Here is a 13,799-nt window from a genome sequence, read left to right as displayed (position 1 = left end):
TCCGAAAGTGGACACGATGAACAAGGAAAGAAACATAAACTTTAATAAATGATTTATAAAAGTTTTATAAGTTTTCTGTAACGGTTTTATATTGACAGCTTATGACGTTATCGGAGATGTTCACGGCTGCTATAAAGAGCTTACAGAATTAATAGATTTATTGGGCTACACATTAAAAGACGGTGTATACTTCCATAAAGATGATAGAAAACTTGTGTTTTTAGGCGATATTACAGATAGAGGACCTAATTCTGTAGGTGTCATTGAGCTTGTGTACAGGAATGTTAAAGCTAAAAAAGCCCTTTACACCCCTGGCAACCACTGTAACAAGCTTTACCGCTATCTTTTAGGGCACAATGTGAAAATCATACACGGATTAGAGACGACTGTAGCGGAGCTAAATGACTTAAGGGAGAAACAAAAAAGAATTGTCGTTTCAAATTTTAAAGAGCTTTACGAAATGGCTCCAATGTACCTTGTTTTAGATGATGGCAAGCTTGTTGTGGCACATGCGGGAATTAAAGAAAAATACATAGGCTTTTACGGGAAATACGTAAGGCAATTTGTCTTATATGGAGATATAACAGGTGAAAAAAATCCAGATGGCACGCCAGTAAGGCTTGACTGGGCAAAGGACTATAAAGGCAAACCGATTGTCGTGTACGGCCATACGCCTGTGAAAGAGCCGAGGTTTTTAAATAATACGGTTAATATAGATACAGGGTGTGTATTTGGAGGGAAGCTTTCTGCTTTAAGGTATCCTGAAATGAAGGTATACAGCGTAAAATCTTCGATGCCTTACGATGAAAGCAGGTTTAGAAATCTTTAGGAGGAAAATAGATGAGGAGAAATAAAAATAAGCTTTTCGTAAATAGCTTGTTAATAGGGGCTTTTGTATTTTTGTTTTTTTGGGTACTGTTTCGGTATGGCGACTACCTTACGTACCTTTTAAAAGACCCTGCAAAGTTTGAAAAGTGGATTTTAGGCTTTGGTGCAAAAGGCGTGCTGGTGTTTATACTTATACAGGTGCTGCAGGTTGTAATATTTATAATACCTGGTGAAGTGGTGCAGGTAGCTGGTGGATACCTTTATGGTGCTGTTTTAGGTTCTCTCTATTCTTTGATCGGCATAACCATTGGCTCTGTTTTGTGCTTTGCCATAGCAAGGTTTTTGGGTTATGAGTTTGTGAGGGGAATGATTTCAGAGGATAAGCTAAAAAAGTTTGACTACATCATAAACAACAAAAAAGGCGAGATGGGGCTTTTTATTGTATTTTTGATGCCAGGGCTTCCAAAAGATGCTTTGTCTTATGTGGCAGGATTAACACCAGTCAAATTTGTAAACTATTTTCTCATAACGGCTTTAGCTCGACTTCCGGGAATAGTTATTTCTTCATATATTGGTTCAAACATTGAACATAAAAACTACATGGTTTCTGCCGTTGTTTCAGTGATAGCGGTTATTCTATTTGTCATAGGATTTTTAAATAAAGACAAGATAATCAAGAAGATAAATTAAACTTGCTACTCTGTTTACAATTTTTATCAGTGTAGTATAATATCTTTTAGGTTCTTTTCATTTGAAAAATTCTAAAGACGGGGGGTTTTACGGTGTATCTTTTAAAAGGCGGCAAAGTATTGACTATGGCAGGAAAAAACTATGAAAAGGCTGATGTACTTATAGGAGATGGAAAGATATTAGATGTAGGTGAGGAAATAATAGCACCGCTTGATGCGGAAGTCATAGATGTATCTGGGCTTACAGTGATGCCAGGCATGATAGATGCTCATTGCCACTTGGGCATGTGGGAAAATGCCGTAGGGTTTGAAGGGGCAGATGGAAATGAGGAGACAGATCCTATCACACCACAGTTGCGGGCTATTGACGGCATAAACCCTATGGATAAGTATTTTCAAGAAGCATACGAGACAGGCGTGACTACGGCTGTTACAGGCCCTGGCAGTGCTAATGTCATAGGTGGACAATTTGTAGCCATCAAGACTTATGGCAGACGCATCGACGATATGATAGTAAAAGAACCTGTGGCGGTTAAAGTGGCCTTTGGAGAAAACCCGAAATCTGTCTACAATGAACAGCACAAGATGCCTATGACCAGAATGGGCATTGCTGCACTGCTTAGACAGGAGCTTATAAAGGCCCAAGAGTACATGGAGGACATGGAGAAAGATCCTTCTGATGATGAGAAAAAGCCGTCAAGAGATCTGGGGCTTGAGATTTTGGTTAAAGTATTAAAAAGAGAGATACCTTTAAAGGCACATGCCCATAGGGCTGATGACATATTCACTGCTTTAAGGATAGCAAAGGAATTTAACGTGGACATAACCATTGACCATTGCACTGAAGGCCATCTTATAGCTGATTACCTTGTCATGGAAAAGGCAAAAGTCATCGTTGGTCCGTCATTATCTGAAAGATCAAAGGTGGAGCTTGCAAACCTTACTTTTAAGACGCCGGGGATTTTATCAAAAGCAGGGTTGGATGTAGCCATTATGACTGACCATCCTGTCATTCCGCTTAATTACTTGCCGATTTGTGCAGGTCTTGCAGTAAGAGAAGGTATGGATGAGATGGAGGCATTAAAGGCTATTACGATAAATCCAGCTAAGATCGTCGGAATAGACGATAGAGTTGGCAGCATAGAAAAGGGAAAAGATGCTGATATAGCCGTATTTGACGGAAATCCAATTGAGATAAAGACTAAGACAAAGTTTGTATTCATAAATGGACAATTGGTATTTAAAAGATAAATATAGTTTTGAAAGGAGTAAAGTAAATGGGATTTAATTTAAAAGGCAGGAGTTTATTATCTTTAAAAGACTATACACCGCAGGAGATAAGGTATCTTCTGGACATTTCAAAGCAGGTTAAAGCAGAAAGAAAGGCAGGAATAGTCCATCAAAGGTTTTTGGGAAAGACAATTGCACTGATATTTGAAAAGCGCTCAACAAGGACCAGGTGTGCATTTGAGACAGCATTTGGCGAAGAAGGAGGACACCCTGTCTTCTTGTCGACAGATGATATTCAGCTTGGGGCAAAAGAATCCATAGAAGACACTGCGAGAGTTCTTGGCAGGATGTTTGATGCCATCGAATTTAGAGGATACAATCAAAGCACTGTTGAAGCTCTTGTAAAGTATTCAGGCGTCCCTGTATACAATGGGCTTACAGACGAATACCATCCTACACAGGTTTTGGCTGATTTAATGACGATAGAAGAGGAGTTTGGACACTTAAAAGGCACAAAATTGGTGTTTGTCGGCGATGGAAGAAACAACATGGCAAATACGCTGGCTATCGGTTGTGCCAAGATGGGCATGGACTACGTGATTAATTCGCCAAAAGAGCTTTGGCCTCAAGAGGACTACATAAATGAGATTAGAGAAATGGCTGTCGAAAATGGAGGGACATTTACTCTGACAGATGTGCCTGGTGAAGGCTTAGAAGGCGCACATGCAATTTACACAGATGTATGGGCATCTATGGGAGAAGAATCAAAGCAAAAAGAGAGAGAAATGCTGTTAAGGCCATTCCAAGTGAACGACGAGCTTATGAAAAAGACAAATAGGCCTGACACGATATTTTTGCACTGCTTGCCTGCTGTAAAAGGACAGGAAGTAACGTACGAAGTGATCGAAGGAAAGCAGTCGAGGGTATGGGACGAGGCTGAAAACAGAAAGCATACCATTAAGGCTGTCATGATAGCGACGATTCTCTAAAAAAGTCAAGGCAATTTGCCTTGGCTTTTTCACATACTATTCAAATCGCGAATAAAATGATATAATGTAGAATGTCATTATTTGCGTAAGTAGGAGGATACGATGAAAGGAAAAGTAGTAATTGCGCTTGGGGGAAATGCACTGCAAGACAAGGATATGGTGCCTACAGCCGAATCACAATTGAATACAGTTAGAAAGACGGCTATGTACATTGCAGACATCATAAAAGAAGGGTATTCTGTCATTGTGACACATGGAAATGGGCCACAGGTAGGAAACATCATAATACAGAACGAGACAGCGTCTAACATAATACCAGCCATGCCCTTTGATGTGTGCGGCGCGGAAAGCCAGGGAATGATAGGCTATATGATTCAGCAATGTTTAGGCGAGGTTTTTAAAGAGAAGAATATACAAAAGGATGTTGCAACAATCGTTACACAGGTTGTTGTAGATAAAGATGATGCTGCATTTTCACATCCTACAAAGCCAATAGGACCGTTTTACTCTAAGGAAGATGCGGAGCTATTGGAAAAGGAAAAAGGATATCAGATGGTAGAGGACAGTGGAAGAGGATATAGGAGAGTCGTAGCATCACCAGAGCCTAAAGAGATAGTTGAATTAAACACAATAAAGCTTTTGGAGAGAAACGGTGTCGTTGTAATAACGGCGGGTGGCGGAGGAATACCTGTAGTAAGGAAAAATGGCAGCTTAAAAGGTGTGGCTGCTGTGATAGATAAAGATTTGGCATCTGAGAAATTGGCAGAAGATTTGGATGCAGATATTTTATTGATATTGACCGCTGTAGAAAAAGTGTACATCAACTACAAAAAGCCTGATGAAAAGCCTCTGGATGTGATTTCAAGCCATGATATAGAGATGTATTTAAACGAAGGTCATTTTGCAGAAGGCTCAATGATGCCGAAAGTCAAGGCTGCAATAAGGTTTGCCAGGTCAAGAAAAGGAAGGCGAGCCATAATAACGTCTTTAGAAAAGGCACATGATGCTTTATCAGGAAATACAGGCACTGTTGTGGTTGACGATTAAAAAATACTTGACAAATTGATATATTTGTGACATTATAATATTTAGAATTGAATAAACCAGTGGAGAATATCTTCAGGGCAGGGTGAAATTCCCGACCGGCGGTAAGCGTAAGCGAGCCCGCGACCCGCAGATGCGGTGGACTTGGTGAGATTCCAAGGCCGACAGTACAGTCTGGATGGAAGAAGATTTATTTTTGTTTGCTTTCATCCTGAAGATGTTTCTTCGGGATTTTTAAATTTGGAGGTGTCATTTATGGAACACAGCAAGACAAAAGTGATTGTGACTGTAGGGCTGCTTTCCGCAATAGCATTTGTACTGATGTACTTAGAATTTCAATTGCCACTATTTCCAAGCTTTTTAAAATTTGATTTTAGCGATATACCGCCTCTTTTAGCGGCATTTGCATTAGGGCCTGTATACGGCATCTTTGTGGAGATTGTAAAGAATGTGATACATCTTCCAGTTAGTCAATCTGCAGGTATAGGAGAAGTGGCCAATTTCGTTGTAGGCTCTATTTACGTATTTACTGTTGGCGTAATCTACATGAGAAACAAATCTAAAAAGTCAGCGTTATTTGCAATGATTTTAGGAACTATTGTCATGGCTATTGCGGGATCAGTATTAAACTACTATGTATTTTTGCCATTATATCAGAAGATAATGGGTTGGCCGTTAAGCGCCATCGTTGGAATGGGAAAAGCGGTAAATAGCCATATAGTTGATTTGAAGACATTGATAGCGTACGGTATTTTTCCTTTCAACATCTTGAAAGGCTTAGTAATATCTCTAATCACGTTCCTCATTTACAAGAAATTATCTCCAATGTTGAAGATGTAGTTACTTAAAATAACGGACAGTGTTCCGTTATTTTTTTGCGCTTTTTTATTCAGCCATTAGGCGTTTGTTTTATGGTATACTTGGTATATAATATTTGTATAAATTTCACGGTGGTGTTCTCAATGAAAATACATTTTAGGACAAAAAGCTCTGATGAAACGGAAAAGATAGGGTTTAAATTAGGCGGTTTGCTAAAAAGAGGAAGTATTGTGCTTATATCTGGAGATTTAGGTGTAGGCAAGACAGTTTTGACAAAAGGCATTGCTAAAGGCATGGGTATATGCGACTATGTCACAAGCCCTACATTCATGATTGTAAATGAGCATATGGGAGAAATTCCTCTTTACCATTTTGACGTGTATAGAATTGACGACTACATGGAATTGTACGATATAGGCTATGAGGAATATTTTTACGGTGATGGTGTTTGTGTCATTGAGTGGCCTGAAAAGATAATGCCTCTTATCCCGGAGGAAAATATATTTGTGCATATTTTCATGAGCGATTCTTTCGATGAGAGGATAATAGAGATAGAATCACATGGTGCAAAATACGATGAAGTGATTAAGGAGATGAAGTGATGAAGATACTTGCAATAGACTCATCGTCAAAGACGGCTACTGTCGCTTTAGTGGATGAAAGTGGCTTAATAGGTGAATTTTCTATAAATCATCTGAGACATTCTGTTATATTGATGCCAATGATGGATGAACTTTTAAAAATGGCGGAGGTAAAAAAGGAGGAAATAACCCATATAGCTGTATGTGAAGGACCAGGATCTTTTACAGGTTTAAGGATAGGTGCCGCTACTGCGAAGGGATTAGCTCAATCTTTTGATGTGCCAATTGTTGGCGTATCATCATTAGATGCCCTTGCCTATAACGTAGGAGAATTTAAAGGCATCATCTGCCCTATTATTGATGCGTTAAGAGGAAACGTCTATATGGCTTTTTATAAAGGTGGAAGTGAGTTAAATAGACTAAAAGATGTGTCACTGGAAGAAGTAGGCGTAGTTATGGACATAGTAAAGGGATACGGTGAAGAAGTTTTATTCGTCGGAGATGGTACTATTGCTTATAAAGACACATTAAAAAGTGCGTTGCCAGATGCCTTTTTTGCATCGCCGATTAACAACATATCAAGAGCGTCATCGGTTGGAATGATGGCACTTAAAAAAATATCAAAGGGCGAGATATGCACATATCTTGACTTTAAACCGTATTATATTAGAAAGCCTGCACCGTTGGAAAATTCTAAGTGATGTTTTGGAGGGTTTTATGGATATAAAGATTCGCCCTATGGTAAAAAGCGATATAGACAAAGTCATGGAAATTGAGTATTTAAGCTTTTCTGTGCCATGGTCTTTTGAATCATTTGTGATGGAAGTTACGAAAAATAGTTGTGCACACTACATTGTTGCTGAGGTAGATGGCAAGGTGGCTGGATACGGTGGTTTTTGGGTGGTTGTGGACGAAGGACATATAACAAACATTGCCGTTCATCCGGATTTTCGAGGGAAAGGTGTAGGTTCTGCCATTGTTGAAGGGCTTATTGAACTTGCAAAAAATAAAGGCATAACGTCTATGACGCTGGAAGTGAGAGAATCTAACCTTGTAGCACAATCGCTTTATAAAAAATACGGATTTAGACCTGTTGGCAAGAGAAGAGGGTATTATCAGGACAACAATGAAGATGCAGTTATAATGTGGAAATACGATATGTAAGGAGAGATTGTATGAGGGAAAACACGATAGTATTAGGGATTGAAACATCCTGCGATGAGACATCGGCAAGTGTCGTAAAAGATGGCAAAATCGTGATGTCTAATGTCATATATTCGCAGATAAATATACACAAGGAATTTGGCGGTGTTGTCCCTGAGATAGCATCAAGAAACCACATTGAAGCCATTGGAAATGTGGTGAAAGAGGCTCTTTTGAAGGCAGATGTGACGCTTGATGACGTTGATGTTGTTGCTGCTACATACGGTCCGGGACTTGTAGGTGCATTGTTGGTAGGGCTTTCGTACGGAAAGGCTTTGGCATACGGGAAAGGCGTGCCATTTGTTGGCGTAAACCACATTGAAGGGCATATATCTGCAAATTACCTTGACAGCGATTTTGAACCGCCATTTATTTGCCTTATAGCGTCAGGTGGACACAGTCACATCGTATTTGTAAAAGACTATGGACAGTATGAGGTTCTCGGTAGAACGATGGATGATGCTGCAGGAGAAGCATTTGACAAGGTGGCAAGAGCATTAGGTCTTGGATATCCTGGCGGTCCTAAAATAGATGAGATCTCAAAAAGCGGTGATCCATATCGCTATAACTTTCCAAAGTCTTTTATGGAAAAGGACAATTTTGATTTTAGCTTTAGTGGATTGAAGACAGCAGTCATAAATCAATTGCACAAAGAAAGGCAAAATGGCATTGAGATAAATGTGGCAGACTATGCTGCCAGCTTTCAGATGAATGTAGTCGATGTTTTGTCATCAAAGCTTATTGAGGCTGCTAAGTTTAAAAACATAAAAAAAATATCCATAGCAGGCGGTGTGGCTTCTAACAGCCTTCTTCGAGAAAGATTAAAAAAACTGGCAGATGAAGAAGGGTTTGTGATTCATTTTCCAAAACAAGTGTACTGCACAGACAATGGCGCTATGATAGCAAGTGCAGGGTATTTTGACTTTATTCGCGGAAAAGTTTCAGGATTAGACTTAAATGCTGTCCCGTATTTAAAACTTTTTTGATTGTTGGCGAAAAATCTGTGCATATTGTGGAAAATTGTCTTTAAATCTGCCATGATGCTGTTATGTGTCTGTGGATAACTTTGTGGATACTGTGATTAACTTTAATAGTTTGGATATTATGTAATCAAATGGAAAAAAGAAAGGGGCTTTCTATTATGAATAACATGCTTTTTCTGTCAAAGGTAGGCAAAAAGTATATTGAGGAGATACAAAGCATTGCGCCAAATTTTAATGTAATAAGCAAAGACGATGTAGAGGACATTTCCAAATATATTGAAGATGTGGAAGTGCTGGTTTGCTTTGATGGAGATGCTAAAAAGGAATTGATAGACGATGCCAAAAACTTAAAGTGGATTCACCTATTGAGTGCTGGTGCTGATGCGATGCCGTTTGATATACTTAAGCAGAGGAATATAATCTTGACCAATTCAAAAGGTGTTCACAAGTATCAGATATCTGAACAAGTTTTAGGGTATATGCTTTTATTTGAAAGAGGATTAAATTACTTCATAAGAAAGCAAATCAATAGAGAATGGGACAAATCTGTAAGGGTTTCTGAATTGTACGGAAAGACTGTTTGCATACTTGGCGTCGGAAGCATTGGAGAAGAAATAGCAAGGATTGCACGGGAATTTGGAATGAAAACCGTTGGAGTAAGAAAATCAGGCAAGTCAAGTCCCTTTATAGATGAGATGTACACAGATAAAAATATGATATATGCAGTTTCAAATGCTGATTACGTAATATGTGCGCTGCCTTTGACTGATGACACATACCATCTTTTAGATGCTGAGTTTTTTAAGAGCATGAAAAGCGACAGCGTATTTATAAACATCGGCAGAGGAAGCGTTGTCGATGAGGTATCCCTAATTGATGCGTTGAGGCAAAAAAACATAAGAGGCGCTGCATTGGATGTATTTGGAAATGAACCACTTTCAAAAGATAGTCCTCTGTGGGACATGGAAAATGTGGTGATCACACCGCATACGGCAGGCATATCGCCTCGATACATGGAAAGGGCAGTACAGATATTGAAACACAACCTTAAAGCATATATGGGCGATGGTGATTACATAAACGTCATCGATTTGAAGAAGCAATATTAAAGCGGGTATAATTTACCCGCTTAAAATTTCCCATTCTTCATACAGTTTTTCTAATTTTTCTTTTAACATATTGTATTTTGACTGTGTGTCGACGATTTCTCCAGTTTTGTATATATCGGGATTGCACATTTTTTCTTCCAGTTCTTTTATGGCGTCTTCAGTTTCTATTATCTCGTTTTCTATTCGTGCCATGTATTCCCTTTGCTTTTTGGCTTCTTTCTGCTTTAGCTTTTCTCGCATTTTTTCGTTCTTAAGCTGTGTCTTTGTCTTTTTTTCCTCTTCGTCTTCTTTTGTATTATTTTCATTTCTTTTTTCTACGTAGTACGAATAATTCCCATAGTATTCCTTAATAGAATCGCTGGACATTTCCAATACTTTTGTGGCTATTTTGTCTATAAAGTACCTGTCGTGTGACACGAATAGAAGTGTGCCACCAAAATCTAACAATGCCTTTTCCAGCACTTCCTTTGACTTCAGGTCGAGATGGTTTGTAGGCTCGTCTAAAAGTAGAAAGTTGGCTTTTGAAAGGATAAGCTTTAAAAGGGAAACTCTTGCTTTTTCCCCGCCACTTAACTTGCCTATTTGTTTAAACACATCATCGCCGCTGAACAAAAAAGAGCCCAGCATAGTCCTTACTTCTGTTTGAGTCAGATAAGGATTTTCATCCCATATTTCGTCGATTATTGTTTTCTCATCGTTTAGATTTGAAAACTCCTGTTGATAATAGCCTATCGATACATTTGTGCCTAAGCTTATGCTTCCTTCGTAATTTGCAATCTCGCCTACGATGGTTTTAAGGAGAGAAGTTTTTCCTACGCCATTAGGCCCTAAGATAGCTATTCTATCTCCTTTGTAGACTTCAAAGCTTATATTGTGAAATACAGGTTTATCGAAAGACAATGAGAGGTCAGATACCTTTAAAACATCATTTCCGCTTTTTTCTATAAAATCAAACGAAAGCTTAATTGTTTCATTGTTTATAGAAGGCTTATCTATTTTCTCCATCTTGTCCAGAAGTTTTTGCTTGCTTTCAGCCATTTTTACTGATTTTTCGCGGCGGCGATTTTTCTGTATCATTATCATTTCCTGTATTCTCTTGATTTCCTTTTGCTGTTCTTCATAAGCCTTCATCATTATGCTTATTTCTTCATTCTTTTTCTTTACGTACTCTGTGTAATTTCCATCGTAGGATTTCAATGTCTTATTTTCTATCTCAAATATTCGAGTTACGATTCTGTCGAGAAAAAATCTGTCATGTGATATGACCATTACAGTTCCTCTAAAAAATCTCAAATACTGCTCAAGCCACTCTATGGAAGGTATATCAAGATGATTTGTAGGCTCGTCTAAAAGAAGAAGGTCAGGATCTTTTAAAAGAGCCTTTGCCAGCATAAGCCTTGTCTTTTGGCCACCGCTTAAGGTAGAAACAGGTTTATCAAATTCTTCTTGGCTAAAGCCTAATCCTATAAGCACGCCTCGCACTTTGCTGTCAACCGAATAACCCTCTTTTTTGTTGTATTCATCTGTCAACTTTGAATATTCGTCAAGAAGCTTATATAATTTAGATTCATCTTTTGTATCTGCTATCAATTTTTCCAGCTTCTTTATTTCATTTTCAAGATTTTCAATGTCTTGAAAGACTGTCTTGACTTCATCGTAAATAGACTTGTTGCTTATTATATAGGCGTTTTGCTCAAGATATCCTACGCTTATTAGTGGCATCGATATGTTTCCGATGTCAGGCTGAAGATCTTTTACTATAAGCTTAAATAGAGTCGATTTTCCAGCTCCATTATCTCCTACAACACCTATTTTATCTCCTTCATTTACAATGAAAGATATATTTTCTAATATGCTATTTATTCCGTATGATAAATTTACGTTATTTGCTGATATTATAGCCATTTAATACTCCTCCTGTTATAATATAATATATCAAAGATTATGTCCTATTTAAAGTGCAATTGATATTTAATTTTTATGGTTTTGTTGCCGATATTATATATGTCAAAATTAACGAGGTGAATGTGTATGGATTTTTCGACGTTATTAGGGATTTTGTTAGGGTTTGGCTCTCTCATCTTAGCATTTGTCATGGAGGGTGGAAGCGTTGCATCTTTAATAGGTGTATCGGCAGCACTTATAGTTTTAGGTGGAACGATAGGCGCTACTATGACCTCTTTTTCGATGAAAGATATGTTGAAACTTCCGAAATTGATTGGGAAGGCTTTTAAAGAGGAAGGCAACAAATACGGTGATATAATCAGGTATTTTGTGTATCTCGCTCAAAAAGCCAGAAGCGAAGGACTTTTAAGCCTTGAACAGGAGTTGCAGTCAGATGAAATTAAAAACTACGATCCTATTTTAAAAGACTGCATTGAGCTTGTCATAGATGGTGCGGATATTGAGCTTATAAGGACTACTATGGAAAATAGGATATACATAGAAGATAAAGAGCTTAAAAGAGAAGCCAGCATCTTTGAAGCTGCTGGAGGATATTCCCCAACCATGGGTATCATAGGTACGGTTATGGGACTTGTTCACGTCTTGGGAAATCTCAGTGAACCAGATAAGTTGGGGCCTTCAATAGCTGTTGCTTTTATAGCTACACTTTATGGTGTAAGTATGGCTAACCTTGTATGGCTGCCTATAGGCAATAAGCTTAAGAACAAAGCGCAGATCAAAAAGACGGAAAAGGAGATAATCTTAGAAGGCAGCCTTTCACTGCAGGCTGGTGAGAATCCTAAGATCGTGGAGAAGAAGTTGCTGACATTTGTAGTTGAAAGGGAATCAGTTGCTAAAGCAAAAGAACAAAGTGTGAAAGGTGAAATTGCTGATGATAAGGCATGAAGAAGATGAAGGGAAAAAGGAAAACAGCGAAAGATGGTTGCTTACTTATTCTGACATGATAACGCTGCTTATGATATTTTTTATCGTGCTTTATACTATAAGTACGGTTAATTCTCAGAAATTTCAGCAAATTGCTGCATCACTTGGTAAAACTTTTGATGGGACGAATTACGTCATAGGTCAACAAAGTGGAAACAGCATACTTGACAGCATTAAGACTACAGGTACAAATGGCACTAACGACAATTCGATTGCATCACAGCTCGACAAGCTTATAAAGCAGTACAACCTTCAAAACATGGTGACTTACAAGGTGGACGAGAGAGGTTTTGTCATAAGCCTAAATGATACATTGCTATTTGATACTGGTTCAGCAGATGTCAAACCTGAGCAGAAAGAGACATTGATAAAAATAGGAAACATATTAAAATCGATGCCCAATTACATCCGCGTCGAGGGATATACAGATAATGTGCCCATAAACAATAATCAATTTCATTCAAACTGGGAGCTTTCTGTCATAAGAGCCACAAATGTGGTTGAGATTTTGGTGAATGACGTAAAGATGGATCCGGCAAAAATTTCGGCTGTAGGGTATGGTGAGTATCGTCCAATAGTGCCAAACGACAGCGATAAAAATAGGCAGCTTAACAGGAGAGTTGACATAGTGATAATGAACAGCGATTACAACAAGTGGGAACCTGCTCAGTAAAAAATAGATATTTCCAGGTTGACATATTATTTACAATGTAATATAATTTCTTTATTAGGATTTTGTCTGGGGTGATTTTATGACAAAAAAAACAATAGTGCCAATGCCTGTAATAAGGAGATTGCCGAGATACCATAGATATTTAGAAGAATTATTGAAAAATGATGTAAAAAGGATTTCATCCAGAGAGTTAAGCGAAAGGATGGGCGTGACTGCCTCGCAGATAAGGCAGGACCTCAATAATTACGGCGGATTTGGACAGCAAGGTTATGGTTACAACGTAGAAGAGCTTTACAATACTCTGACAAAGATTTTAGGCTTAGATAAGACATACAGCACTATTATCATTGGTGCAGGTAATCTTGGACAGGCCATAGCAAACTACACAAATTTTGAGAGAACTGGATTTAGCTTAAAGGGAATTTTTGATGTCAATCCAAGATTGTTTGGACTTAAAATAAGAGATATAGAGATAATGGATGTGGAGACATTAGAGGATTTTTTGTCTAAAAATAAGATAGACATTGCCATACTTTGCATACCAAAAGATAATTCGCAGATTATGGCCGATAGATTGGTGAAAGCAGGCATAAAAGCTATATGGAACTTTTCTCCTATAGATTTAAAGGTTCCCGATGACGTGATACTGGAAAATGTGCATTTAAGCGATAGCTTATTGACATTGTCGTATCGCATAAATGAAGAAAATCTGCTTAAAGCTAAAGTCGAAGAAAAATAAATGGTACAATCCATTTATTTTTT

Annotated in this window: 15 protein-coding genes and 1 riboswitch; of the genes, 14 read left to right on the top strand and 1 reads right to left on the bottom strand. The window is 38.2% G+C overall.

Features of this window, described 5'->3' with window-relative positions; all coding sequences use genetic code 11:
- The first annotated feature begins 91 nt into the window (after window positions 1–91).
- The 11 genes from prpE (at window position 92) to BVF91_RS01020 (ending at window position 9,475) form a co-directional block, all read left to right on the top strand.
- Window positions 92–829 carry a bis(5'-nucleosyl)-tetraphosphatase PrpE gene (gene prpE, locus BVF91_RS01070; RefSeq protein WP_085111682.1) on the top strand — a complete coding sequence of 246 codons (738 nt, stop codon included), beginning with the start codon at window positions 92–94 and terminating at the stop codon, window positions 827–829.
- 11 nt (window positions 830–840) lie between these two features.
- Window positions 841–1,518, top strand: a complete 678-nt coding sequence (locus BVF91_RS01065; protein ID WP_085111681.1) for a TVP38/TMEM64 family protein — start codon at window positions 841–843, stop codon at window positions 1,516–1,518.
- A 92-nt stretch (window positions 1,519–1,610) separates the two neighbouring features.
- Window positions 1,611–2,768, top strand: coding sequence for an amidohydrolase (locus BVF91_RS01060; protein ID WP_085111679.1), 1,158 nt, complete (start codon window positions 1,611–1,613; stop codon window positions 2,766–2,768).
- A gap of 26 nt (window positions 2,769–2,794) precedes the next feature.
- Entirely contained in the window at window positions 2,795–3,736 is a 942-nt protein-coding gene (argF, locus tag BVF91_RS01055; protein WP_085111678.1) for an ornithine carbamoyltransferase, read from the top strand.
- Between the two features lie 102 nt (window positions 3,737–3,838).
- Window positions 3,839–4,783 carry a carbamate kinase gene (gene arcC, locus BVF91_RS01050; protein WP_085111677.1) on the top strand — a complete coding sequence of 315 codons (945 nt, stop codon included), beginning with the start codon at window positions 3,839–3,841 and terminating at the stop codon, window positions 4,781–4,783.
- Window positions 4,784–4,847: 64 nt separating this feature from the next.
- Window positions 4,848–4,974, top strand: a riboswitch (FMN riboswitch).
- Between the two features lie 61 nt (window positions 4,975–5,035).
- Window positions 5,036–5,620: an ECF transporter S component gene (locus tag BVF91_RS01045; RefSeq protein ID WP_085111855.1), complete on the top strand. Its 585-nt coding sequence runs from the start codon at window positions 5,036–5,038 to the stop codon at window positions 5,618–5,620.
- A gap of 122 nt (window positions 5,621–5,742) precedes the next feature.
- Complete coding sequence (gene tsaE, locus BVF91_RS01040; RefSeq protein ID WP_085111676.1) at window positions 5,743–6,201, top strand: tRNA (adenosine(37)-N6)-threonylcarbamoyltransferase complex ATPase subunit type 1 TsaE; 459 nt, start codon at window positions 5,743–5,745, stop codon at window positions 6,199–6,201.
- Window positions 6,201–6,881 (top strand): tRNA (adenosine(37)-N6)-threonylcarbamoyltransferase complex dimerization subunit type 1 TsaB, encoded by a 681-nt coding sequence (gene tsaB / locus BVF91_RS01035; protein ID WP_085111675.1) that lies wholly within the window; start codon window positions 6,201–6,203, stop codon window positions 6,879–6,881. Before tsaE ends, tsaB begins: the two co-directional genes overlap by 1 nt.
- Before the next feature lie 16 nt (window positions 6,882–6,897).
- A complete protein-coding gene (rimI, locus tag BVF91_RS01030; protein ID WP_085111674.1) occupies window positions 6,898–7,344 on the top strand; it encodes a ribosomal protein S18-alanine N-acetyltransferase in 447 nt (148 codons plus the stop codon).
- Window positions 7,345–7,355: 11 nt separating this feature from the next.
- On the top strand, window positions 7,356–8,369 hold the full coding sequence (gene tsaD, locus BVF91_RS01025) for a tRNA (adenosine(37)-N6)-threonylcarbamoyltransferase complex transferase subunit TsaD (protein ID WP_085111673.1): 1,014 nt from the start codon (window positions 7,356–7,358) through the stop codon (window positions 8,367–8,369).
- Between the two features lie 155 nt (window positions 8,370–8,524).
- The gene (locus BVF91_RS01020; RefSeq protein WP_085111671.1) at window positions 8,525–9,475 is read left to right on the top strand and encodes a D-2-hydroxyacid dehydrogenase; all 951 of its coding nucleotides are present in this window, start codon (window positions 8,525–8,527) and stop codon (window positions 9,473–9,475) included.
- 12 nt (window positions 9,476–9,487) lie between these two features.
- On the opposite strand, the gene BVF91_RS01015 is transcribed toward BVF91_RS01020, so the two are convergent.
- Entirely contained in the window at window positions 9,488–11,380 is a 1,893-nt protein-coding gene (locus BVF91_RS01015) for an ABC transporter ATP-binding protein (RefSeq protein ID WP_085111670.1), read from the bottom strand.
- A 126-nt stretch (window positions 11,381–11,506) separates the two neighbouring features.
- Here BVF91_RS01015 and BVF91_RS01010 point away from each other — a divergent pair, with 126 nt between their 5' ends.
- The 3 genes from BVF91_RS01010 to BVF91_RS01000 all read left to right on the top strand — a co-directional run bounded on the left by BVF91_RS01010 (window position 11,507) and on the right by BVF91_RS01000 (window position 13,776).
- Window positions 11,507–12,325: a flagellar motor protein gene (locus tag BVF91_RS01010; RefSeq protein WP_045411191.1), complete on the top strand. Its 819-nt coding sequence runs from the start codon at window positions 11,507–11,509 to the stop codon at window positions 12,323–12,325.
- Window positions 12,312–13,037, top strand: coding sequence for an OmpA/MotB family protein (locus tag BVF91_RS01005; RefSeq protein ID WP_085111669.1), 726 nt, complete (start codon window positions 12,312–12,314; stop codon window positions 13,035–13,037). Before BVF91_RS01010 ends, BVF91_RS01005 begins: the two co-directional genes overlap by 14 nt.
- Before the next feature lie 79 nt (window positions 13,038–13,116).
- Entirely contained in the window at window positions 13,117–13,776 is a 660-nt protein-coding gene (locus BVF91_RS01000) for a redox-sensing transcriptional repressor Rex (RefSeq protein ID WP_013787472.1), read from the top strand.
- Window positions 13,777–13,799 lie beyond the last annotated feature (23 nt).

Origin of the sequence: Thermoanaerobacterium sp. PSU-2 (genome assembly GCF_002102475.1) — a bacterium.
Taxonomy (GTDB): domain Bacteria; phylum Bacillota; class Thermoanaerobacteria; order Thermoanaerobacterales; family Thermoanaerobacteraceae; genus Thermoanaerobacterium.
This window is presented reverse-complemented; position numbering and strand designations above follow the sequence as displayed.

Coding starts and splice junctions, on each gene's coding strand:
- BVF91_RS01065 (WP_085111681.1), top strand. CDS start 841: ATGAGGAGAAATAAAAATAAGCTTTTCGTAAATAGCTTGTTAATAGGG.
- argF (WP_085111678.1), top strand. CDS start 2,795: ATGGGATTTAATTTAAAAGGCAGGAGTTTATTATCTTTAAAAGACTAT.
- arcC (WP_085111677.1), top strand. CDS start 3,839: ATGAAAGGAAAAGTAGTAATTGCGCTTGGGGGAAATGCACTGCAAGAC.
- BVF91_RS01045 (WP_085111855.1), top strand. CDS start 5,036: ATGGAACACAGCAAGACAAAAGTGATTGTGACTGTAGGGCTGCTTTCC.
- tsaE (WP_085111676.1), top strand. CDS start 5,743: ATGAAAATACATTTTAGGACAAAAAGCTCTGATGAAACGGAAAAGATA.
- tsaB (WP_085111675.1), top strand. CDS start 6,201: ATGAAGATACTTGCAATAGACTCATCGTCAAAGACGGCTACTGTCGCT.
- rimI (WP_085111674.1), top strand. CDS start 6,898: ATGGATATAAAGATTCGCCCTATGGTAAAAAGCGATATAGACAAAGTC.
- tsaD (WP_085111673.1), top strand. CDS start 7,356: ATGAGGGAAAACACGATAGTATTAGGGATTGAAACATCCTGCGATGAG.
- BVF91_RS01020 (WP_085111671.1), top strand. CDS start 8,525: ATGAATAACATGCTTTTTCTGTCAAAGGTAGGCAAAAAGTATATTGAG.
- BVF91_RS01015 (WP_085111670.1), bottom strand. CDS start 11,380: ATGGCTATAATATCAGCAAATAACGTAAATTTATCATACGGAATAAAT.
- BVF91_RS01010 (WP_045411191.1), top strand. CDS start 11,507: ATGGATTTTTCGACGTTATTAGGGATTTTGTTAGGGTTTGGCTCTCTC.
- BVF91_RS01005 (WP_085111669.1), top strand. CDS start 12,312: ATGATAAGGCATGAAGAAGATGAAGGGAAAAAGGAAAACAGCGAAAGA.
- BVF91_RS01000 (WP_013787472.1), top strand. CDS start 13,117: ATGACAAAAAAAACAATAGTGCCAATGCCTGTAATAAGGAGATTGCCG.